We start from the raw sequence: 22,596 nt of genomic DNA on the forward strand, positions 1-22,596 counted from the left end.
TAATATTTTTTTATGTTGATATTAGAAGCTACAATTTCAGATTTAAGATCAATACTTGAATTGCAATATTTGGCATATCAAAAAGAGGCTGAAATTTTAGATGACTACGAACTTGATCCTTTAAAAGAAACTGAAGAAGAAATTGAAGAAGCATTCTTTAATGGAGTTATTTTAAAAGCTATTGATGATTTAGGTCATATTGTAGGTTCTGTTAGAGCATTTAAAAAAGAAGATACTGTTTTTATAGAAAGATTAATAGTTGATCCTAATTTAACTGGAAATGGAATTGGTTCAAAATTATTAGATGCTGCTGAAAAATTATTACCTAGTAAACGTTACGAATTTTTTTCTTCAGATATTATTTCAAATAATTTAGATTTTTTCAGAAATAATGGGTACAAAGAGTTTAAAGCAGAATTTATAAAACCTAATGTTCGTGCTGTATACTTTGAAAAATTATCAACTGATTAAAGTTCATTAATCGTAGGTATTGCAAATATAAATTTTTTTTTTATTCAAATAATAATTTATCAATATAATCCATGTCAACATTTTCCTCAACAATTTTAGCTAATTTTTCAATATTTAAATCTTTATTTGTTTCATAAGGGTCTAATCCATTATTAATAGGAATTCCCTTTTGTTCTCTGATATAATTTAAAAATTCTCTTCTGAAATTATAATTATGGAATATCCCATGAAAATATGTTCCAATTACATTTTTTTCTACTGCACCATCAAAAGTACTGTTTTCATTGTTACCAATACCTTTTTTAATTTTTAATAATGGCAGTGACCCATTTAAAACTGTTGTACCTTCATGTAATTCATAACCAGTAATTTTTTCACCACTTATTTTATTGAAAATTTCTCCAATATTACCATTTTCATTATTTCCAAAATTTTCAATGATTTCATTTGCAAGAATAGCTTCGCTTTGTTCCACTACTTTTTCCTTTCTTTCAAAGTGACTATCTATATTTAACAATCCCAAACCTTTTATTGTTCCTTTTTTAGATTCTTTTTTAGATTCATCATAAATATTATTTCCAAGCATTTGATATCCTCCGCAAATGCCAATGATTGGTATTTTTGCACTTAATTTTATGATTTCATCTGCTTTTCCACTATCTTTTAATGCAATTGTATCTAAAATTGTGTTTCTTGTACCTGGAATTATTAATGCATCTACATTTCCAATTTCTTCATTAAGATCTATTAATTTTAATCCAACATCTTCTTCAAATTCAAAAGGATCTATATCAGTGAAATTAGCTATTTTTGGAAGTTTTATCACACCTATAGTTATAGGTTTATTTGATTTAAATTTATGTTCATATAAACTTGCAGAATCTTCTTCAGGTAATTTTAAGCTATGATCATAAGGCAATACTCCTAATATGGGAGCATTTATGATTTTTTCTATTTTTTCTATTCCTGGTTGTAATATGTTTAAGTTTCCACTAAATTTGTTTATTATCACAGCTTTAAGTCTTGATTTGTCATGTTCATCTAGTAATTGGAATGTTCCTGCTATTGATGCAAAAACTCCTCCCCTATCTATATCTGCTACTAATATAACATTAGCATCAGCAATATGCGCTATTTCCATATTTGCTATGTCCTCTTTACGCATATTTATTTCAGCTGGAGATCCTGCTCCTTCTATTATTATAATATCATTTTTTTCTTTTAAAATGTTTAATGATTCATTTATTGCGTTTAATGCATATTCTCTACAATTGTGTTGGTAATCATAAAAATTCATATCTCCTATTGCTGTTCCTTGAATTATTACCTGTGATGTGAACTCTCCTTTAGGTTTTAATAATATGGGGTTCATGTGCACACTAGGTTCTACTTTTGCAGCATTTGCTTGTAAAACTTGTGCAATTCCCATTTCTTTATTTTCATATGTTGTAAATGAGTTCAATGACATATTCTGTGATTTGAAAGGTGCTACTTTGTATCCTCTATTTGCGTATATTCTACATAGTGCTGCTGTTACTACACTTTTTCCTGCATTTGATGAGGTACCTTGAATCATGATACATTTTGTCATAATATTTTTTTCCTTTTATAATTTTAGTTATTTTTTTATTTTTTATATTTATTAAAGTTAATTTTTATTAATTTAATTTGGCTTGATTTTTTTTAATGTTTGGAACAAAATTTATATGATATAAAATATTTAAATAAATATTGTTAAAAACTTAATTAATATTTTTAATTAATCATTTTTATTAACAGTAATTTAGAACTAAAATATTAAACTTACAAAAATTAATTAAATTCAATATGTTTATATACATTTAAATATAATTAATAAATAGAAACTTTAAGTAACAAAAATTTATTAAAAACATTAAATGTAAAACAAATTAAAACTCGAAAAAACAGAGGTTTACCATGAAATTTGAAGAAAAATCAACAACTGATTTTGTTGATGAAAAAGTAGAAGAAGAAAAAGAACAATCTGAAGAAGAAAAATTTGTTCCTTCTACAAATAAACCTATGCTTGACTATGAGAATATAGGCAATACTGGTGACATAAATGTACCGCCACTTTTAATAGACCAAGTAATTGGGCATGAAGAATCAGTAGAAACTATTAAAAAGGCAGCAAAACAAAGAAGAAATGTTCTCCTTATTGGAGATCCTGGTGTAGGAAAATCAATGCTTGCAAAAGGAATGGCTGAATTATTACCACCTGAAGTATTACAAGATATTTTAGTATACCCTAATGCAGAAGACCCTAATAATCCAATTATTAGACCTGTACCTGCAGGTGAAGGTAAAAAAATCGTAAAAGCAAACAAATCTAATGCAAAAGTTTATGAAGAAAAGAAAATGATGTTAGTTATGTTTGCAGTAGCTGCAATATTTGCTTTAGGTTTATACTACCAAAAAATATTTGAAGCAATAATCGCTGTATTACTAATTATATTTATTGCAATGCAAATTAAACCAAAAAACACAACATTATCTCCAAAATTATTAGTTAATAATGGGGATAGAAGATTTGCACCATTCATGGATGGAACTGGATCACATGCAGGAGCATTACTCGGAGATGTAAGACACGATCCATACCAATCTGGAGGTTTAGGAACACCTGCACATGAACGTGTAGAAGCAGGTATGATTCATAAAGCTAATAAAGGAGTTTTATACATTGATGAAATTGGAACAATGTCTACTAAAACTCAACAAGAATTATTATCCGCAATGCAAGAAAAAAAATATTCTATCACAGGACAAAGTGAAAACAGTAGTGGTGCTATGGTAAGATCTCAATCTGTTCCATGTGACTTTGTGTTAGTTGCTTCTGGTAATATTAAAGTATTAGAAGGGATGCATCCAGCAATGCGTTCAAGAATAAGAGGATATGGTTATGAAGTTTTCATGAAGGATTCAATGGAAGATACTTTAGAAAATCGTAAAAAATTAGTGCAATTTGTAGCACAAGAAATAAAAAACGATGGAAGAATCCCTCAATTCAAACCTGATGCACTTGATGAAATAATATTAGAAGCAAAACGTAGATCTGGTAAAAAAGATTCTTTAACACTTAAACTCAGAGATTTAGGTGGATTAGTAAGAGCTGCAGGAGATGTTGCAATTGAACAATCTGCACCATTTGTAACAGCGGATCATGTAATCACTGCTAAAAAATATTCTAGAACATTAGAACAACAAATGGCTGATATGTCCATTGTTCAAAGAAAAGAATACAGTATGTTTAACCCTAAAGGTGGAAAAGTTGGTATGGTAAATGGTTTAGCAATAATCGGTGACAGATCAGGTATTGTATCACCAATTGCTGCTGAAGCTGCACCTGCACAAAGTAAAAATGAAGGGAAAATTATAGCAACAGGAAAACTTGGAGAAATAGCTAAAGAATCTGTACAAAATGTAAGTGCACTAGTTAAGAAATATACAGATAAAGATACCTCTGATTATGATATACATGTTCAATTCATTCAAACATATGATGGTGTTGAAGGAGACAGTGCTAGTGTATCTATAGCTGCAGCTGTAATAAGTGCAATCGAAGATATACCACTTGATCAGACTGTTGCATTAACCGGTTCTTTAAATGTCCGTGGGGATGTAATGCCTATTGGTGGAGCAACAGGTAAAATTGAAGCTGCTGCAGAAGCCGGAATAAAAACTGTTTTAATCCCAAAAAGTAATATGAAAGATGTTATGATAGAATCTAAGTATGAAAAAATGATTAAAATTATTCCAATGAGTACTCTTAGTGATGTTCTCGAACACATTTTAATAAATGGTAATAAGAAAGATAATTTAATTAATCATATTAAAAAACTTGGAAATCATGTTGCTGATAATATACCTGAAAGCACTATCAAAACTCCAAATGCACATTAATTAAATTTTTAGTTATAATATTTTCATTATAACTATCTTTTCTATTTTTTATTTTTATTTTATCTCAATTTTTTTATTTTAATTTAATTATTTTTAAAAACCTTATTATAATATGAAGATTAAAATATATTATAATTATATATTAAATAATATTATTTTTCATGGTGATAATTTGATAATTGGTGGTTCAGCATCACAAAGTTTAGCTGCTAAAGTAGCTGAAGAATTAGGGGACATTATATGTCCAATAGAAACTAAAAAATTTCCCGATGGGGAAAGATATCTCAGGTTTAAAGAAGATGTAGAAGGCGAAGAAGTTACAGTAATCCAATCTACAGGATTTCCTCAAGACGAACATTTAATAGAATTATTATTTTTAATAAAAAATTTAAAAAGTTTAAATGCTAAAAAAATTAAAGTTGTTGTCCCATATTTAGGTTATGGTAGACAAGAATTAAGATTTAAATCAGGTGAAGCGATTTCTGCACAATTTGTTGCAGAACTAATTGAAGATTCTGGGGCAGATGAATTCATAAGCATTAATCTTCATGAAGATAGTGTGAGAGAATTTTTCAATATTCCTACATTGAATTTATCCGCTATGCCTCCTATTGCTGATTATATTAACACTATTACAGAGGACCCTATTATTATTGCTCCTGATAAAGGAGCATTAGGATTTGCTGAAGAAATTTCAAAAATTTTAAATTGTAATTGTACTTATATGAGCAAAGTTAGATTAGGTCCAGATAAAGTTGAAACTCGAATTGTTGATGTTGAAGATTCTACCGAAACTAATTCTAAAGTAGGTATTAATGCTGTTAAAAATAAAGAAGCTGTTATTATTGATGATATTATTGCTACTGGAGGCACTATTGTTAATGCAGTAAACATCTTACAAGAATATGGTGCAAAATCTGTTAATGTTTGTTGTGTTCATCCAACATTAGTTAATGATGCAGTAATAAAAATTTATGCTGCAGGTGCAAAAAATCTTGCAGGTACAGATACATTGAAGTCTGATGTCAGTTGTATAACAGTAGCTAAAGTTATTGCAGATGCAATAAAATAAAAATTATTTATAAAATATTAAAAGGAATTAATTAAAATGCACGAATTATCAATGGCTCAAGGAATTTTCACTACTGTAATGGATACTGCAGAAGCAAATGATGCAACTGAAGTTACTAAAGTTATAATTGAAGTTGGCCGATTAGCTATGATTAATCCGGAACAAATCAGTTTTTTATTGGATGTTTTGAAGGAGAATACTATAGCTGAAAATGCTGAATTTGTTATTAATGAAATCCCTGTAGAAATAGAATGTCAAGAATGTGATTATAAAGGGATTGTATCCCTTGATGGTTTAGATCATTATGCTCCTATTATTAAATGTCCTAAATGTGAGACTCCACGAATACTAATTTTAAATGGTAAAGATATAATAGTGAAAAATATTGTAATAGAAAAACCTGATGAAGATGAATAAATTAATTATTTAAAAATTTTTTTAGGAGGATATAAAATGCATAAAGTAGCAAGTGTTGAAGTAGAAAAAAATATTATGAAAGCTAATGAAGCTATAGCTGAAAGAAATAAAAAGTTATTAGAAAATAATAATATTTATTGTGTTGATTTCGTAGGTGCTATTGGTTCAGGTAAAACTTCTTTAATTGAAGATATCATAGAAAATGTCGATGAAAATATTGGTGTAGTTGCTGGAGATGTAATTAGTAAATTTGATGCTGAAAGAATTAAATCTCATGATGTCCCCGTTGTTGGTTTAAACACTGGTAAAGAATGTCATTTAGATGCACATCTTGTAGAACACTCTTTAGAAGATATGCCTCTAGATAAAATTGATTGTTTATTTATAGAAAATGTTGGAAATTTAATTTGTCCTGTTGACTTTGCATTAGGTTCTCATATGAGAGTTGTTGTAGTAAGTGTTACTGAAGGTGATGATACTGTTGAAAAACATCCACTTATTTTCCAAAGTGCTGATTTAATTATTATTAATAAAACAGATTTAGCAGAAGCAGTTGGTGCAGACACTAATAAAATGGTTGCTGATGCTAAAGGGTTAAATCCTGATGTTAAAATTATAACTTCTAGTTTAAAAGAAGGTAGAGGACTAGAAGAGATAATTGAAGCTATTAAAGAACAAAAACCTGAAAATTTATAAGAAATTTTCTGTTATTATAAATTTATTAATATTATTTAAGTAATTAGGTGGGTTTTCATTGAAAATTTGGATTGATATATCAAATGCTCCTCATGTTCGTTTTTTTAAAGATGTTATTAAATATTTAATTGATGAAGGTGAAGATGTCATTGTTACTACTCGTCAGTTTGGTGACATTCATAAACTTATGGATATGTATGGTATTGATTATATTAGTGTAGGAAAACATGGGGTTAGTTTAAAAGATAAGCTTCGAGAGAGTACAACACGTGTAACTGATTTATTTGATATTATTGCAGATGAAAAAATTGATGTAGCTGTATCTAAGCATAGTATAGAACTTCCTAGAATTAGTTTTGGTTTAGGTATTCCTAGTTTATATATTTTAGATAATGAACATGCTGTAGCTGCTAATAAATTAACTCTTCCATTATGTGACAGAATTATTGCTCCTAAAATTATAGATGTTTGGAAATTAATGGAATATGGTGCAGATCCTAATAAAATTTTACCTTATAATGGGACATCTGAATTAATGCATTTTAAGAGTTTTAACTATAATGATAATATATTTGATGATTTAGGTTTAAATTTAAAGAAAAGTAAAACTATATTCATGCGACCAGAACCTTCTCTTGCTAGTTATTTGGATGCTGATTGCCGTAAATCTGTATTATCTCCTATTGTTGAAGTATTAAAAGAATATGCTAATATTTTAGTTCTTCCTAGATTTAAAGAACAATCCAAAATTTTTGAGGGTATTGATAATGTAACTATTTTGGATCCTCCAGTGGATACTAGTAGTATTATTAAAAAGGCAGATCTTGTTATTGGTGCTGGAGGTACTATGAACAGGGAGGCGGCTATTCTTCAAACTCCAGTAATTTCATGTTATCCGGGTACTTGTTTGTCTGTAGATAAATTTTATATTAATCAAGGTTTAATGTATAGGTCTAATAATCTTGATGATATTATTAATAAAGCTTTGAGTTTTATTGTTAATCCTCATGAACCTATAGATGTTAACCACGATGATTTGTTTAAAATAGTGCTAAATAACATTTATGATTTAGGTAAAAATGGAAAACCATAATAATGTTTTAAATTATTTTATTACGTTACATAAATTTTAAGTAGTAATAAAATAATAATGTTATTATAATGGGGCTGGTAGCTCAGATGGTAGATCGTCGCCTTGGCATGGCGGAGGCCCCGGGTTCAAATCCCGGTCAGTCCATTTAAATATTGAAGATTATTTATACTGTAAAATGAAAATTAAAACAATAATTTTTGTTTATCTGAAAAAATTTAATATTATAAATAAACTCATATTATAAAATTAAAAAGTAAATTATTTAATTAAAAATATTATAATATATGTGTGATAAAAAATGGCGTTTATAGCTCAAAATCATTTTCAATTTATATTAGAAATAGCAGCAATAATATTTGCAAGTATGATATTTATAATTAACTTAGTGCCATTATCACTAAGTATTGTAACATTCTTGTCTTTATTCCTAGCTATAGTATTCACTTTGCTATTTGCAGCTGATATTGGTTTACTATTTCTATCGTTTGGTCAACACGAATTTACACATACATTTGGACCAATAGCTTTACTTGCTATAATAACCGCTCTAGCTTCATTAAAAATTATGGAACGTTCCGGAGTAAATGTACAAGGTCTTAAAAGACTTGTATATATATTACTTGCCCTAATAACTTTATTTGGAGGAATGATGCATAGATCCTTCTTAATATTATGGATTCTTGGTTTATTCATAGGATATCTTATTATATCCAAATCTTTCAGAGAAAAATCATTTTTAACCATAAAAAGAGTATTTATATTTTTAGGATTAGGTGTTGCAGCATTCGGTTTAATGGAATTATTAGCAAAAGTATCTGGAATGCAAGTATTCAGTCCAATGTTACGTATTAGTCGTCTAGAAAATAACAGTCTCTCAAGTATTCAAATGGTACTTCATAATACAAATCTAATTGGGCATGTTCAAAATTCATCCTATTGGGGATCACAAGGACTAGGTTTTGCTGATGGATACATAAGTTTGCCAATGCAATTTATCTTATTATTTGGATTACCTTTCCCAATGTTCTTTGGTTTACTAGTATCTAAAAAAGATATTATTGATTATATGCTTCCAGGAACCTTTGGATATGCATATGATTTTGGATATTTAACGATGATTGCCTTAGTTGCATTTGTGGTAATAACGTTGATTGTAGGATTAAAAATTTTACAAAAATACCGTGATAAGCGTGAAAGAAAAAATAAAAAGTATTTAGGTAAAGAAGTATTATTGATTGGATCATTAACTGCTTTCACTACCCAAGCACTTATCGGTTTATTTATATTCAACAGAACTATAAATGGAACTGCATTATTAACATTTATTGTTTTAGCTTCTTTAGTATGGGGAAATGTTGTAACGCTTAAACGAAGCAACTAAATCTTCATACATTTTTACTTTTTTTCAAAATTAAATAACATTTTAATTTTAATTTACTGATTTTTAAAAAAATTTACAATACTTCATTTTTTAATTTTTTATAAAAAATATTTTTATCAAGAACTTTTTAAGTTGGATTAGTTTTTAAAATAATTTTAATAAAAATTATTATTTATCATAATGTTTAAAAATTTAAAAAAATAGAAAGTTTTAAAAAAATTTTAAATTAATTGTTTTTATATTATTAATCTTAACAGATAATATGAATTATCATAATAATATAATTGATTAATCATTGAATTTATCATTCCTACTATAATCATGAAAATTATTATAGATAAAATTATTGGAATTAATATCATTATCATAATTTCAACATCTGAAAATGATCTCCGTACTGGCAATTCAGGTTGTTCTTTTTTCCATAATTCATTTAATGATTCTTGTATGTTAATAAGTACCCATATTTGGAGAAACGGTAATAAAATCCACACAATTAAATTTCCTCCTGAAGAGTAGGAAGGAATATTATTGAGTTTTAATTTTTTTTCATATTGGTTAAAAAGTTCATACATAATTATCCAATTTACTATAGGTATTAATAAAAGTATAGTGAATAATGCGGGACTAGTATCCTCGTGATAATACTCTTTTAAGTATGTGCTATTTTTATAATACCAATAAAAACTATATAATCCTCCAGTCAATATCATAAGTAATGCTAACCTACGTATAGGTATTACATTGGATTCTTGTTGTATCCCTGTATTATATGATGTATTTTGAGGATTTGAACTGTTCAATGAATTTCCACATCTTGGACAGTAATCAGGGTTTCCATTAATTTGGTTTCCACATTGGGTACAAAAACTTTTGGCATTGTTTTTTATGGAATTCACATTTTTCTGTATCTGTGGAGGATTTACTTGTGTAACATTTATTTTTGCCCCACAATTATAACAAAACTTGGTGTCCTTTTCCACAATAGTTCCACATTGTGGACATTTTTCTTTTTCCATTTTAATCATTTTCCTAAAAAAAATTTTTTATTAATTTTAAATCATGTTTGAATTTGTTTTTTTAATTTCTCTGGTTCTTTTATTTGTATATTATGTATTTGGTATTGATTCATTGTTTCATCAAAACTTATGTAATCTTTATATTGGTAAATCAATGTATTTATTGTGCAAATATCTATTCCAGTTTTTTCATAAATTTCAATATTTGTAATAGGTGTTTTTGAGTCTAATAAAACATTTAATATTGTATTATGAATCTGTTTATAAACATCTAGCTTACTTATTAAATATTTTAACCCTTTAAGATTTATTTCTACGGATTTCAAATCACCATCTTTGCTCATTCTTAATTCAACTAATTCTTTTTCGGCTAATTTTTTTAATATTTTAATGTTTTCGTTTTCACTGGTATCTAAATCATATGTTAAGTTTATAAATTTCATGTACCGTATTCTTTTTGGTCCATTATCTTTTTGGCACATATTGTACAGTATTTCTAATATTTTCAATTCAGAATCCATAATATTTTTTTCTCCTTTAAATTTTTGGTTAATGTTTATTATGGATGTTTTCTAAATATATCTTTTATGACATATCTTGATGAATCCAGAGTAATAAATGATACAATTTATGATAAAATAAATCAATACTTTGAAAAAGAAAATGAATTTCCTAATAGGTATAATAGAGTAGATTTTTTTAACAATAATAAAGATTATTTTTATCAAACTGAAGATACATCTTACAGTATAAAATCAAGGGAAATCAACAATAAGATAGAAATTCTCCACACAAAAACAGGTGCAATATCAGAATCTTTTGAAAAATTTATTAAACCAATGAAATTTAACTATCAAAAAGATATTCATGTATTAGATATTTGTGGAGGAATTGGCTATAACTCAACAGCTATGATTCATGATTTCATAGAACATTCTTCACCAAATACAAAATTAGTAATTGATTGTGTTGAAATAAGTAAAGCTACACTTGCTGCAGGATTACTTGTACCCTCACCGATATCTGCCCATGATATAATGAAACATGCAATTGAAAACAGTTTAATATATGAATCTTATATTTTAAATCCAAAAGAAAAAACACCCATACCTAAAAATATAGAGATAAATATTTACATAGAAGATGCTCGTTGTACAATAAAACAATTACCTAATAATTATTATGATGCAATATTTTTAGATCCATTTAGCCAAACAATGTCACCAGAACTTTTTAGTTTTGAATTCATTAAAGAATTTCGAAGAGTCATAAAACAAGACGGATTAATAGCCACATATACTAGTTCATCACCAGTACGATCTGCATTTATAAAAAATGGATTTCATGTAGGTTTAGGTCCAATTTATGGTAGAAAACAAGGAGGAACACTAGCATCCCCCAGTTCTTTCATGTTAACTGAATCAATTCCTAAAGATGATGAAATAAAAATTGCATTATCTGATGTGGGAATACCTTTTCATGACCCTAACTTAAACGGATCAACACAGGAAGTTACAGAAAACAGACAAAAATCAAGACATAAAGAAAGACACCATACTTTAATTTCCAGTGCTGTTAAAACAACAACTTACTTAGGTAAAGAACCTAAAGATTCAGCACTAAAAAGACGAATGGAACGAAACTTAGCTAAAATTGGGATACCTGGACTTAAAAGTAAAGAAGCATTTTACTTAATAGAACCAGAAAAACAGTATAACTTAAAGTATTTGGACAATAATAATTCTAGAACACGTATACTTGAAATGCATAATCGTTTGAATAAAATCCTTAAAATGAATAATAATCAACTAAATGCATATAAATGTATGAAATGTGGTTTTAATTGGCCAAAAAACTCTAATATGGGATATAAATGTCCTCAATGTGGTTCAATACATATAAACAAAATAATAGATAAAAAACATAGAAAAAATCGTCCAATTACAGGAAATCCAAATAAAGATTACCGTCATCATCATCGTTTATATAATAATGATGATTTTGGAGCACATATACACCATAAAAAACATAAACATCACCATAACCATCTATGGTTATATAATATAGATAATTTTGGTCAAGGATTAAATCATTGGTCCAATCATGGACATAAACATTTCCATGACTATGATAGGCATAAAAATCATCATAACCATCATAATTAACTATAAAATGTTTTTTTCCCATTTAAATTTTATATTTTTTTAAAAATATTTATATAACAATTTAAAAAAGAAGAAAAAAATAATATATGGGTCTTTTTTATTTTATAAAAAGTAAATCCATATAAAAACAAAGATTAGTGCTGTAATAAATATTAATGGAGCCATAATTTTACTAACAGCTACAATTGAACTTATTGTTGATATTAATTCCGTACTGTTATTTGGTCCAAAAGTTTTTAAATTTTCAATTTTATTAAGATCGGTTCCTGCTTCAACAGGTTCAAGATCTTCTAAAGCATTTAATATACTTTCACGTAAATATTCTATGATTTTAGTTTTTTCAGATACTCCAATAGGATTATATCCATTAGATAAAGTATTTACTGAATGAGTGTCAGTTGTTAAAACTTCTAATTCATCTATCGGTAAATCATTTAATTCTTTAAGTATTGTTTCCCTAAAACCTAATTCCATATTATTACTATCAAATAATGCTATTGCGGTTTTTTGTTCTCCTGCCTGAATAACCATTACTTTAAGTGCACTGTCACCTACACCATTGTTTTTATCTAAACCTTCCATTTGATTATAACTTATTCCAACTTGTAATGGATGATTTTGTTCTAAGTTTTCAATCTTTTTAACAGTATCTAATAATTGGAATACTTCAGGGTTTCCAGGTAATACTCCTCCTTTTTCAGCATTAAAACTATTATGACAATCAACCACTATACTATTTTCAATTTTACAAGTTTTTTGACTTTCAATCATCATTGATAATCCTATACTAAATTCAATATCATCACTACCTGATGGTGCAAATGTTGAAAGCATGAGAATTCCATCATTAAAAAATTGAACTCCAATATTTGCTTGTTTTTCTGAGTATCTGACGAATTTACTACATTTACTAGAGTAATTCATTTTTTCTAAGCTTTCATTAACAGCATCTTTAATTTTATATATTTCATTAACACTTACTGGATTGAAATCATGTGTTGATGGTCCATGTGCTACCATTGTAAAGTAATCATATTCATTAGCAAGTAATGTTGGCATATTAGCTCCACCAATGTCTCCAATAGGTCCGGGATGTACAGATGGGCTGATAAATAATGCTTTAATATCACCATTCATCTTTTTAAAACTTAAAGTACCTACTATTGTGTCAATTTCTTCTCCTGAAGTGTCAAATAAGTTTTCTAAGTATGAGGATCCTTCATTCATATGTGCAATAAAAAAACTTAGTAAATCTAAAGCTCCAAATCCGAGGTTATTTTTCATTGGATTTTCAACAACTTTCATAAATGAGTAGATAGCTACTAAAAATACTAGACATGCTATAATAACTTTTAATATTGTTCCAAAAATTCCTAGTTGGAAAACTATTTCAAGATTACCTAAAAATGTCACTACAATTAACATACTTATTATTAATAAAGGTTGAACTAAACTAATAATAAATGATTTAAAAGGACCAATATGGCTGGTTCCCCATAACACTAAAAAATTCCAAGCAAAAATTAATACACAGCCGAATAGTATACTATTTACAAATAGGTCCATTTTAAGAATTATTCCAGCAATTAATCCAAGTACAGATATTACACATAATATCACCATACTTGTAAGAGAAAGAAACATGCTATGTTTCCTTTTGAGGTTAATACCTTTTAATAAATAAACCCATTGTTGGTCTGTAGCACCAGAAACAATGCTTCCTATTCCAAAAACAAAAAATCCAAATGAACCTCCATAAAAAAGGTTTTCTAATTGACTATATGTGTTGATTGGTTGTAATAAAAATATTATGGCTCCAGTTATAAAACTAATAAATATCATACTGAATAATGATATTTTAACTTTAGGGAGTGTTTTAATATACTTTGATAATCCTGCAACACTACTCATACTTGACATGTTTAACTCTTACTCCATTTTAAAAAAATTTTTATTTATATTATTAAAGTAATATTATTATTTATTTAATAAAATTTATAATAGTATACTATAATTATAATAAATGTTTTTAATAATATTTATTATATCTAAAAAATTTAAAAATAATAATAACTAAAAATTTAAGGACAAATTTATTATGATGGATATAAAAGTACCTGTTAAAAATCAAGATTTAACAAAGTTAAAAATAGGAGATATAGTGACAGTCTCCGGAACTATTGTCACTGCCAGAGATCAAGCACATAAAAAAATCATTGAACAAGGTGCACCATTTTCATTAGATGGTGTGGCATTATTCCATGCAGGCCCTATAATCCAAAAAGATGATGAAGGAAATTACAATATAGTTGCAATAGGCCCAACTACTAGTATGAGAATGAATCCTTATCAAGCTGATGTATTAGATAAAGGAGTAAAAATTGTTATAGGTAAAGGAGGAATGGATGATTCAGTTAAAAAAGCCTTAAAAAGAGATAAATCTGTTTATCTTGTTGCAACTGGAGGATGCGCTGCATTATATGTGGATAAAGTAAAAGAAGTTTCTAATGTGGATTGGTTAGATCTTGGAATGCCTGAAGCATTATGGGAATTATCTGTTGAAAAATTTGGACCATTGGTTGTGGGAATGGATTCCAATGGAAATAGTTTATATGATTAATTATATTAATATTTAAATTACTAAATAATATTATAATTCAATTCTATTTGCCGAATAGTTTATATAATAAAACTTTTATTACTTAATAATAGTTTGTAAAAAAAACATTTTTTATAAAAGATTATTTTGTAATGATTTTTAAAAAATTTTAATAATACAAAAATTAATAAATAAAAAAAGGTGAATTAAACATGCCTGGTGCTTTAAAAGAAACTGCAGAAAAAAAACTTAAATCTAGAATCCGAAAATTTAAAAAAGTAAATAAAAGTGATGAAGAAAAAGATAAATTTTTTGAACAATTAGGAGGGTCTGTTGAAATATATTTACCAACTAAAAATCCTGAAGAAACATCAGATAGTATATTATTTTATACTACTGCTGATGGTAAAATTATTGAAGCAGAATATTCATATAATGAAGGCGATAACTTTGAAACTATTCCTTTAGATGGGAAAAATTTAGATATTGTTGTTGAAGCTTTCAGTTCTAATTTCCATTTAGAATTTCTAGATGATGAATCTTAAATTAAAAATTTATATCTAGTTTTTAAATACTTTTTTTATTAATTTTATTTTAAACCCCTTTTTTTTAAATATACTATTTTTTTTAAAAAAATTTAATAACATTATAATATATTATATTATAAATAGTGAAAAATTATGCTAGTTACTAGTTCTTTAGATGAAGTAAAAAAACGTGAATCTGCATTAAGAAATATTAGAAAAATAATTAATCAAGATACTAGGAAAAATTTATATGATTTTACTGGTTTATCTGGAGGTTTTCTTGCTACAGAAAGTGATTTAAAACTTTTGGAAACTTACGTGGGCCCAGCTATTTTTGAAGAAAAATTACAGAAAGAGGGTATTAAACATTTGGGTGGAGAAAAAGTTTTTGCAGTAAATAGGACCAGTTCAGGAATACTTGCAACAATATTAGCTCTGGTCCCTGAAAAAGGTTTTGTTTTACATTTTTTAAAAGAACACCCTGCTCATCCAAGTATACCTAGATCATGTAAATTAATGCATGCGAATTATTTAGAATATACGGATATTGATAAATTTCGTGTTCCTTATGATGTTAATTTAGTTATAATCACAGGTTCCACTATGGATCATCAAACTATTGATGAAAAAACTTTTAAAAAAGTTATAAATCTTGCCCATAAAGAAAATATTCCAGTTTTAGTTGATGATGCTTCTGGTGCTCGTATAAGAACTGCAATTTTTAATCAGAAAAAAGCAACAGAATTAGGTGCTGATTTAGTTGTAACAAGTACAGATAAATTAATGAAAGGCCCTCGTGGAGGTTTAATGGCTGGTAAGGAGGATTTAATAGATTTAGTTAAATCCAAAGCTACACAATTTGGTTTAGAAGCTCAGCCTCCAAGTATTTTAGCTATGGTGAAAGGTTTAGAAGATTATAATCCTGAAAATTTAAGATCATCATTAAATAAGAAAACAGAATTATTTGATCAATTAAAACTTAAATATGATTCTTTCCAAGAAACACCTACAGGGATAATGGTTAAAGAAGGAGATATGTATAACGAATTACATTGTGAAAATAAAGATTTAACAGCTAAAGATTTTAACTTCCTTTGGTCAATGATATTACTTAAAAAAGAAGGGATAATAACAATACCTGCAGTAGGAATGCCTGGAGCTTCTGCCACTATTAGATTTGATATAGCTTCACCTGATAGTAATAAGTTAACAGTTGAAGAAATAATTAAAAAAATAAATTCTTCTATTAATTCATTAAAAAATGTTATGAATAATACAGATAAATGTTATAATTTAATTTTTGAATAAAAAAAGAAAAAAAGGAGAAAATTTTTAATTTAATTTTTTTAGTACACATTACCTTTATGACGTAATTCTCCTGCAAAAATTTTTTCAAGAGAACCGTCATTTTTTTCAATAATTAAACTACCTTCCTTATTAATTCCAATAGCATAACCTTCAATAACTTTTCCTAAAGGTTGATGAATAATAACTTCACTTCCAATAGTTTTAGATAAGTGTCTCCATTCATTTAAGATTTTTTCATAATCTTCTTCTTTGAAATAATTATAAAATTTCTCAAATTCTTCAAGGAAAATTCTGATAATTTTTTTCTCTTTAATCTCACGGTTAGCTTCATCTTTTAAACTTGTAACATTTTCTTTTAATTCATCGGGGAAATCATTCATAGTTAAATTGGTATCAATTCCAATACCTACAACAACATAATCTAAATTATTAAATGAAGCTTTTGCTTCTGTAAGTATTCCAGATACTTTTTTATCATTAATAAGTATGTCATTGGGCCATTTAATTTGAGCATTAACTCCAATAGTTCTTAATGTTTTACAAACAGCAACACCAGTAGCAAGAGTAATTAATGAAGCATGAGTTGGAGGAACATTTGGTCTAATTAATATACTTAACCAAGAACCTCCTTTAGGAGATTTCCAAGGTTTGCCTGATCTTCCTCGAGCTTTAGTTTGGGTATCTGCAATTATAACCACACCTTCTTCTTCGTCTGATTCCCCAAAGAATTTAGCTATATTGTTTGTAGATTTTACTTCATCATAAAAATATATATTTTTCCCAATATAATCGGTTTTTAAGTTTTCTTGAATTTTTCTAGCGGTGTTTTCACTGCTTTCTTGTGAACCTAATTCCTTAAGAAAATCAATGATTTCAGATTCTTCTAATGCTAAAACTTCATCAGCATCTTTATCTGAAATTTTATTTTTCTTTTTAAGTAAATCTATCATTTCTTGTTTCATCTGAAATTCCTCGTTTTTAAAATATTTTCTCTTAATTTCTCTTTTTATTTTGTAAAGCTTGTGCATTTGTTAAGTAGGAACCTACTCCTGCACTAATTGCAGCTATTTTCTTTCCTGGCATGAAAGTAGCTTTTAAACGGTTCACGTTTTCTCTATCTTCTTCAATTACTTTCTTCATTTCTTCTTCAATTCCCTTTTTATGGTCATCAATGAAATGAGTGTTAAGTTCTCCTTTTAAGAAGTAAGGATTTCTAATAATTGCTTTATGGAATGGAATTGTGGTTTTTACTCCTAATATTATGTATTCGCTCAATGCTCTTTTCATTCTATCTATTGCATCTTGACGAGTACTTCCATTTGTAACTAATTTACTTATCATACTATCATAAAATGTAGGAATAGTATAATTCATATAAACTCCACTGTCTAATCTTACTCCTGGGCCTCCAGGTGATCTATATCCTGTAATTTTTCCAGGATTTGGTGCAAAATCAGATAATGGATCTTCTGCATTTATACGGCATTCGATTGCATGTCCTGTTACTTTTATATCTTTTTGTTCTAAGTTTAGTTCTTCCCCTGCAGCTATTTTTATTTGTTCTTTTACAAGGTCAATATTAGTTACTATTTCAGTTATAGGGTGTTCTACTTGAATACGAGTATTCATTTCTAAGAAATAATAGTTACCATTATCATACATAAATTCTATTGTTCCAGCACCAGTATAATTAATGGATGATGCTGCTTTAACTGCACTTTCACCCATTTGTGCACGTAATTCTTCTGTCATTATTGGAGAAGGTGCTTCTTCTAATAATTTTTGATGTCTTCGTTGAATACTACATTCTCGATCTGCGGCATGAATTACATTACCATAATTATCTCCAAGAACTTGGAATTCTATATGTCTAGGTTTTTCTAAGTATTTTTCTATAAATACAGTGCTGTCTCCAAAATTGGCTGCAGCTACAGATTGAGTGGATTCGATAGCACGTTGTAATTCATCTTCACTATAAACAGCTCGCATACCAATTCCACCACCACCTGCAGATGCTTTAATAATTACTGGATATCCAATGTTTTTTGCAATTTCTTTTGCTTCATTTATATCTGTTAATCCTTCTTGGGTTCCTTCAATTACAGGTATTCCTGCTTTACGCATTATTTGTTTACTTGTAATTTTATCCCCCATTTGACGTATTACATCTCCTGTAGGTCCTACAAGGGTGATTCCATTCTTTTCACATTCTTCTCCTAGTTTAGGATTCTCTGCAAGAAATCCATAACCTGGGTGAATTGCTTCTGCACCAGATTCAACTGCTGCATTAATAATTTTATCTATATTTAAATAACTTTGTAAAGGACTAGGATTACCTAGTGGGTATCTTTCATCTGCATAGTTAGTGTATAAAGATGTTTTATCTGCATCAGAATAGACTGCAACACTTTTAACATCTAATTCACGGCATGCTCGCATGATTCTGATAGCTATTTCTCCTCTGTTAGCTATTAATATCTTGTCAAACAATTTCATAACCTCTTTTTGTAAAGTAATAATTATTAAATTTATTCAATAATTAAATATTTATTATAATATATTATTATATAATTAAATTATCTTTATTATATTTTTTTAGATAACAAATATTTAGTACCACTATTAAGGTTTTATTATTATGATAAAAATTAAAAAGAAAAAACAATTAGAAATGATACTTCAAAAAATACCTTCTCATCCAAATCCTAAAGTTAACTTAGAACAATATACAACACCTTCTTATATTGCAAGTGATTTATTATGGAATGCATATTCAATTGGTGATATTGAGGGTAGAAATATTATAGATTTGGGGTGTGGAACTGGAATATTTGCTATAGGTTCAAGTTTGCTTGGGGCTTGCAAATCTTTAGGTTTAGATATAGATAATGATTCAATTGGTACGGCTTTAAAAACATCAAATAATTTAAATCTTAAGAATGTAAATTTTGATGTTTTAAATGTTCTACAATCTAATGATTTAATAAATATTGTAAAAACTTATAATTTAAGTTATGATAATAATTTTAAGGTTGAAACTCTATTCCAGAATCCTCCTTTTGGTTCTCAAGAAAAGGTAAAAAAAGGTAAAGATAAAAAATTTATTGATGTTGCAATGAATTCAGCAGAGGTGATATATTCTTTTCACATGTTATCTACTGAAAAATTTGTGTGTGAATATTTTGAAAGTAAAGGTGGTGTTGTGTCTCATAAATTTAGGTATCATTTTCCTTTACCTAAAGTTTATAGTTTTCATAAAAAAGAAACTTATAATGTTGATGTGATTGTTTTAAGAGTTGAAAATTTTTCAATTTAATTTTTTCATTATTATTTTTTTTCTTTTTCAATTTAATTTCTGATTTATTTTTTATTTCTTGTTTTATGTGTTATTTGTTCTCTTTTTCTATTAAAAGAAGTAAAGTATATATACTATATTAAACTAATATAATTATAATCTATATATTATATATTTAAATAAATTTGTTATAGTAGATCTATAAAATACTCTAACTTTTAGAGTATTGGAACTTAACTTAATATTTTCCTAGTTGATATTATAAAAATTTTAGGGTAATATTTATATATAGATTTGAATAAATAATTATTAATGCAGAAACGAAATTTATCAATCTTTATACCAAATTCATTCTTGTCTGAGACAACTGACTTAAAATTTAAGACTAGTAAAGTTGGAATTTTAGGAAGATTATTAGCTGTATATAGAGCTAATCAAGTTGTAATTTACAATGATATGTCTCATGGAGATGAAAATAACTTCAAAGATGGGGATTTCATTGCTGAAGTACTTTCTTTCATGGATACACCTCAATATTTAAGAAAACAGGCGTTTCCAATAAAGTCAGAATTGAAGCATGTTGGAATACTACCTCCTTTAAGAGCTCCACACCATCCTAATAATGTAGAACCTGAATTAGGTGATTACAGACAAGGATTTACTGTGAAGCGTAATAGAAAAGGAACATTTGTTGATATAGGTATGGATAAATTAGCATTCTGCAGAGAGCAACTTACAGTAAAAAAAGTTTTCAGCTTTAAAATTACAAAGTTAGCTAAAGAGGTAATAGTCACACCTGATGAACCAGATGACATTTACTGGGGTTATAAGACATTATCTACTCATAAAAGTCTTAAAAATAGCTTGAAATTAGTTAAACCCGATCTTGTTGTTTTAACTACAAGATATGCAGATACAATAGATTCTATTTTTAATGAATTAGAATATAAGGTAAAGGAATCTGATAATATAGCAATATTATTTGGAGGACCTTACTCTTCAATTGAAGAAAATGTTGAAAGTTCTAATTGGGATCTTGTGAAAGTAAATACAATACCTAATCAAGGAACTGAAACCGTCCGAACTGAAGAAGCTGTATCAGCTACATTATCTATATTCAATTTAATGATGGACTAATAAGGAATTATTAGTCTATTTGCAGGTTAAAACTTAACTTGCATATTGTGTATCAAAAAATTAGATTATTAATAACAATTATTTTTCCAGTTATTGATAAAAAGCTCATGCTAGATTTATTAGTCAGAGCTATCAACTATTAAATTTACTCCTAAATAGGGGTATGAAAATTTTAGTTGTAAAGAAAAATATTCATGTTTATCTAACTTTAGATTAAATTAAAAGAATAATAAAGTTCTATTTCTAATCTTTAAAGTTATTTATTTAAATTTAAAAAATAAAAGACATTTAATTAAAGAATCTGTATTATTATACTATTTAGATACTCTTTAATATGAAATGATTAAAAAAATGATTTAAAATACGTATTTTAAATTAAAATAAAAAGATAAAGAATAAACCAATAATTAATAGGTTACAATTATTAAAACTAATTAATTACGGGAAATAAAAATATAAAATAAAGGAGGAAAAGATTAAATGGTAAGACATCACCAACCAAGAAAAGGTTCAGTTGCATACAGCCCTAGAAAAAGAGCTGCTAAAGAAACACCTAGAATCAAATCTTGGCCAAGTTATGAAGAACCAAAACTTTTAGGTCTTGCTGGTTATAAAGTGGGTATGACACATGCAATGTGTGTAGATGCTGATAATAACTCTCCTACTTATAATATGGAAGTTTTCACACCAGTAACTGTTTTGGAAGTACCGCCTGTTGTTATAATGGGTATTAGATCATATGAAAAAACTACTCGTGGTTTAAGAGCTATCACCGAGGTTATTGCAGATAATTTAGATGAAGAACTCTCCCGGAAGATTACTCTTCCTAAAGAATATAATCAATCTGAAGCTATTGCAAAAATACAAGATGCCTTAGAATATACTGATGATATTAAACTTTTAGTACATACAAATCCTAAAGTAACCAGTGTTCCTAAAAAGAAACCTGAAATTTTTGAATGTGCTATAGGAGGAACTTCTTCAGAAGAAAAATTAAATGCTGCTTTAGAATTATTAGGTAATGAAGTTAAAGCAAGCGATGTATTTTCTGAAGGACAATATGTAGATTCTATCGCTACCACCAAAGGAAAAGGATTCCAAGGTGTAATTAAAAGATGGAATATTAGAATCCAATATGGTAAAGCTGCTAGAAGTGGTAAGAAAAGACATGTAGGTTCTATTGGTCCATGGACACCTAGAAGAACTATGTGGACAGTTGCTCAAGCTGGTCAAACTGGATACCATAAGAGAACTGAATTTAACAAAAAGATTTTAAAGATTGCAGATGCATCTCAAGTAGATGAAATTAATCCTGATGGAGGATTTATAAAATATGGTCTTGTTAAAAATGATTATATTTTAGTAAAAGGTTCTGTACCTGGTCCATCTAAAAGATTAATTATCTTAAGAAAAGCTATGCGTCCTAAAAAATCTGATGCTAATGCACCACAAATTAATTATATTAGTACTCGTTCTAAACAAGGAGCTTAAT

The 22,596-nt window shown here is 27.6% G+C and carries 20 protein-coding genes and 1 tRNA gene; 15 read left to right on the forward strand and 6 right to left on the reverse strand.

What is annotated here, in order from left to right:
* The first annotated feature begins 12 nt into the window (after window positions 1–12).
* The gene (locus tag ACA135_RS02375; RefSeq protein ID WP_409198707.1) at window positions 13–471 is read left to right on the forward strand and encodes a GNAT family N-acetyltransferase; all 459 of its coding nucleotides are present in this window, start codon (window positions 13–15) and stop codon (window positions 469–471) included.
* A gap of 40 nt (window positions 472–511) precedes the next feature.
* On the opposite strand, the gene cobQ is transcribed toward ACA135_RS02375, so the two are convergent.
* Window positions 512–2,062 carry a cobyric acid synthase CobQ gene (gene cobQ / locus ACA135_RS02380; protein ID WP_409198708.1) on the reverse strand — a complete coding sequence of 517 codons (1,551 nt, stop codon included), beginning with the start codon at window positions 2,060–2,062 and terminating at the stop codon, window positions 512–514.
* A 452-nt stretch (window positions 2,063–2,514) separates the two neighbouring features.
* On the opposite strand from cobQ, the gene lonB reads away from it, so the two are divergent.
* The 7 genes from lonB to ACA135_RS02415 all read left to right on the forward strand — a co-directional run bounded on the left by lonB (window position 2,515) and on the right by ACA135_RS02415 (window position 9,054).
* Entirely contained in the window at window positions 2,515–4,395 is a 1,881-nt protein-coding gene (gene lonB / locus ACA135_RS02385; protein WP_409199072.1) for an ATP-dependent protease LonB, read from the forward strand.
* A 172-nt stretch (window positions 4,396–4,567) separates the two neighbouring features.
* Window positions 4,568–5,467: a ribose-phosphate diphosphokinase gene (locus ACA135_RS02390; protein ID WP_409198709.1), complete on the forward strand. Its 900-nt coding sequence runs from the start codon at window positions 4,568–4,570 to the stop codon at window positions 5,465–5,467.
* A 36-nt stretch (window positions 5,468–5,503) separates the two neighbouring features.
* Complete coding sequence (hypA, locus tag ACA135_RS02395) at window positions 5,504–5,884, forward strand: hydrogenase maturation nickel metallochaperone HypA (protein WP_409198710.1); 381 nt, start codon at window positions 5,504–5,506, stop codon at window positions 5,882–5,884.
* 36 nt (window positions 5,885–5,920) lie between these two features.
* Window positions 5,921–6,580 (forward strand): hydrogenase nickel incorporation protein HypB, encoded by a 660-nt coding sequence (gene hypB, locus ACA135_RS02400; RefSeq protein WP_409198711.1) that lies wholly within the window; start codon window positions 5,921–5,923, stop codon window positions 6,578–6,580.
* Between the two features lie 58 nt (window positions 6,581–6,638).
* The gene (locus ACA135_RS02405; protein WP_409198712.1) at window positions 6,639–7,673 is read left to right on the forward strand and encodes a DUF354 domain-containing protein; all 1,035 of its coding nucleotides are present in this window, start codon (window positions 6,639–6,641) and stop codon (window positions 7,671–7,673) included.
* A 71-nt stretch (window positions 7,674–7,744) separates the two neighbouring features.
* Window positions 7,745–7,817: transfer RNA gene (locus tag ACA135_RS02410), tRNA-Ala, on the forward strand.
* Between the two features lie 154 nt (window positions 7,818–7,971).
* Window positions 7,972–9,054, forward strand: a complete 1,083-nt coding sequence (locus ACA135_RS02415; RefSeq protein WP_409198713.1) for a hypothetical protein — start codon at window positions 7,972–7,974, stop codon at window positions 9,052–9,054.
* Window positions 9,055–9,290: 236 nt separating this feature from the next.
* Here ACA135_RS02415 and ACA135_RS02420 read toward each other — a convergent pair whose 3' ends face one another.
* A complete protein-coding gene (locus ACA135_RS02420; protein ID WP_409198714.1) occupies window positions 9,291–10,073 on the reverse strand; it encodes a zinc-ribbon domain-containing protein in 783 nt (260 codons plus the stop codon).
* A gap of 41 nt (window positions 10,074–10,114) precedes the next feature.
* Entirely contained in the window at window positions 10,115–10,594 is a 480-nt protein-coding gene (locus ACA135_RS02425; RefSeq protein ID WP_409198715.1) for a hypothetical protein, read from the reverse strand.
* Between the two features lie 66 nt (window positions 10,595–10,660).
* Between ACA135_RS02425 and ACA135_RS02430 the strand changes: the two genes are divergently transcribed.
* The gene (locus ACA135_RS02430) at window positions 10,661–12,238 is read left to right on the forward strand and encodes an MnmC family methyltransferase (protein WP_409198716.1); all 1,578 of its coding nucleotides are present in this window, start codon (window positions 10,661–10,663) and stop codon (window positions 12,236–12,238) included.
* A gap of 102 nt (window positions 12,239–12,340) precedes the next feature.
* Here the strand turns inward: ACA135_RS02430 and ACA135_RS02435 are convergent, their stop codons facing one another.
* Window positions 12,341–14,158: a DUF2070 family protein gene (locus ACA135_RS02435; protein ID WP_409198717.1), complete on the reverse strand. Its 1,818-nt coding sequence runs from the start codon at window positions 14,156–14,158 to the stop codon at window positions 12,341–12,343.
* A gap of 175 nt (window positions 14,159–14,333) precedes the next feature.
* On the opposite strand from ACA135_RS02435, the gene ACA135_RS02440 reads away from it, so the two are divergent.
* The 3 genes from ACA135_RS02440 (at window position 14,334) to ACA135_RS02450 (ending at window position 16,672) form a co-directional block, all read left to right on the forward strand.
* A complete protein-coding gene (locus ACA135_RS02440) occupies window positions 14,334–14,858 on the forward strand; it encodes a FumA C-terminus/TtdB family hydratase beta subunit (protein WP_409199073.1) in 525 nt (174 codons plus the stop codon).
* Between the two features lie 191 nt (window positions 14,859–15,049).
* Window positions 15,050–15,382, forward strand: coding sequence for a hypothetical protein (locus ACA135_RS02445; RefSeq protein WP_409198718.1), 333 nt, complete (start codon window positions 15,050–15,052; stop codon window positions 15,380–15,382).
* Between the two features lie 135 nt (window positions 15,383–15,517).
* A complete protein-coding gene (locus ACA135_RS02450) occupies window positions 15,518–16,672 on the forward strand; it encodes a TIGR03576 family pyridoxal phosphate-dependent enzyme (RefSeq protein ID WP_409198719.1) in 1,155 nt (384 codons plus the stop codon).
* 38 nt (window positions 16,673–16,710) lie between these two features.
* On the opposite strand, the gene ACA135_RS02455 is transcribed toward ACA135_RS02450, so the two are convergent.
* Together ACA135_RS02455 and ACA135_RS02460 are read right to left on the reverse strand one after the other, a co-directional pair.
* The gene (locus ACA135_RS02455) at window positions 16,711–17,634 is read right to left on the reverse strand and encodes a biotin--[acetyl-CoA-carboxylase] ligase (RefSeq protein ID WP_409198720.1); all 924 of its coding nucleotides are present in this window, start codon (window positions 17,632–17,634) and stop codon (window positions 16,711–16,713) included.
* 31 nt (window positions 17,635–17,665) lie between these two features.
* Window positions 17,666–19,162: an acetyl-CoA carboxylase biotin carboxylase subunit gene (locus ACA135_RS02460; RefSeq protein WP_409198721.1), complete on the reverse strand. Its 1,497-nt coding sequence runs from the start codon at window positions 19,160–19,162 to the stop codon at window positions 17,666–17,668.
* Between the two features lie 148 nt (window positions 19,163–19,310).
* On the opposite strand from ACA135_RS02460, the gene ACA135_RS02465 reads away from it, so the two are divergent.
* The 3 genes from ACA135_RS02465 to rpl3p all read left to right on the forward strand — a co-directional run bounded on the left by ACA135_RS02465 (window position 19,311) and on the right by rpl3p (window position 22,595).
* Entirely contained in the window at window positions 19,311–19,988 is a 678-nt protein-coding gene (locus ACA135_RS02465; RefSeq protein ID WP_409198722.1) for an METTL5 family protein, read from the forward strand.
* 291 nt (window positions 19,989–20,279) lie between these two features.
* Window positions 20,280–21,104 carry a putative RNA uridine N3 methyltransferase gene (locus ACA135_RS02470; RefSeq protein ID WP_409198723.1) on the forward strand — a complete coding sequence of 275 codons (825 nt, stop codon included), beginning with the start codon at window positions 20,280–20,282 and terminating at the stop codon, window positions 21,102–21,104.
* Between the two features lie 480 nt (window positions 21,105–21,584).
* The gene (rpl3p, locus tag ACA135_RS02475; protein WP_409198724.1) at window positions 21,585–22,595 is read left to right on the forward strand and encodes a 50S ribosomal protein L3; all 1,011 of its coding nucleotides are present in this window, start codon (window positions 21,585–21,587) and stop codon (window positions 22,593–22,595) included.
* Window position 22,596 lies beyond the last annotated feature (1 nt).

The organism is Methanobrevibacter acididurans, from assembly GCF_046197875.1.
Classification (GTDB): Archaea; Methanobacteriota; Methanobacteria; order Methanobacteriales; family Methanobacteriaceae; genus Methanobrevibacter_A; species Methanobrevibacter_A acididurans.

Coding starts and splice junctions, on each gene's coding strand:
- ACA135_RS02375 (WP_409198707.1), top strand. CDS start 13: ATGTTGATATTAGAAGCTACAATTTCAGATTTAAGATCAATACTTGAA.
- cobQ (WP_409198708.1), bottom strand. CDS start 2,062: ATGACAAAATGTATCATGATTCAAGGTACCTCATCAAATGCAGGAAAA.
- lonB (WP_409199072.1), top strand. CDS start 2,515: ATGCTTGACTATGAGAATATAGGCAATACTGGTGACATAAATGTACCG.
- hypA (WP_409198710.1), top strand. CDS start 5,504: ATGCACGAATTATCAATGGCTCAAGGAATTTTCACTACTGTAATGGAT.
- hypB (WP_409198711.1), top strand. CDS start 5,921: ATGCATAAAGTAGCAAGTGTTGAAGTAGAAAAAAATATTATGAAAGCT.
- ACA135_RS02415 (WP_409198713.1), top strand. CDS start 7,972: ATGGCGTTTATAGCTCAAAATCATTTTCAATTTATATTAGAAATAGCA.
- ACA135_RS02420 (WP_409198714.1), bottom strand. CDS start 10,073: ATGGAAAAAGAAAAATGTCCACAATGTGGAACTATTGTGGAAAAGGAC.
- ACA135_RS02425 (WP_409198715.1), bottom strand. CDS start 10,594: ATGGATTCTGAATTGAAAATATTAGAAATACTGTACAATATGTGCCAA.
- ACA135_RS02430 (WP_409198716.1), top strand. CDS start 10,661: ATGACATATCTTGATGAATCCAGAGTAATAAATGATACAATTTATGAT.
- ACA135_RS02435 (WP_409198717.1), bottom strand. CDS start 14,158: ATGTCAAGTATGAGTAGTGTTGCAGGATTATCAAAGTATATTAAAACA.
- ACA135_RS02445 (WP_409198718.1), top strand. CDS start 15,050: ATGCCTGGTGCTTTAAAAGAAACTGCAGAAAAAAAACTTAAATCTAGA.
- ACA135_RS02450 (WP_409198719.1), top strand. CDS start 15,518: ATGCTAGTTACTAGTTCTTTAGATGAAGTAAAAAAACGTGAATCTGCA.
- ACA135_RS02455 (WP_409198720.1), bottom strand. CDS start 17,634: ATGAAACAAGAAATGATAGATTTACTTAAAAAGAAAAATAAAATTTCA.
- ACA135_RS02465 (WP_409198722.1), top strand. CDS start 19,311: ATGATAAAAATTAAAAAGAAAAAACAATTAGAAATGATACTTCAAAAA.
- ACA135_RS02470 (WP_409198723.1), top strand. CDS start 20,280: ATGCAGAAACGAAATTTATCAATCTTTATACCAAATTCATTCTTGTCT.
- rpl3p (WP_409198724.1), top strand. CDS start 21,585: ATGGTAAGACATCACCAACCAAGAAAAGGTTCAGTTGCATACAGCCCT.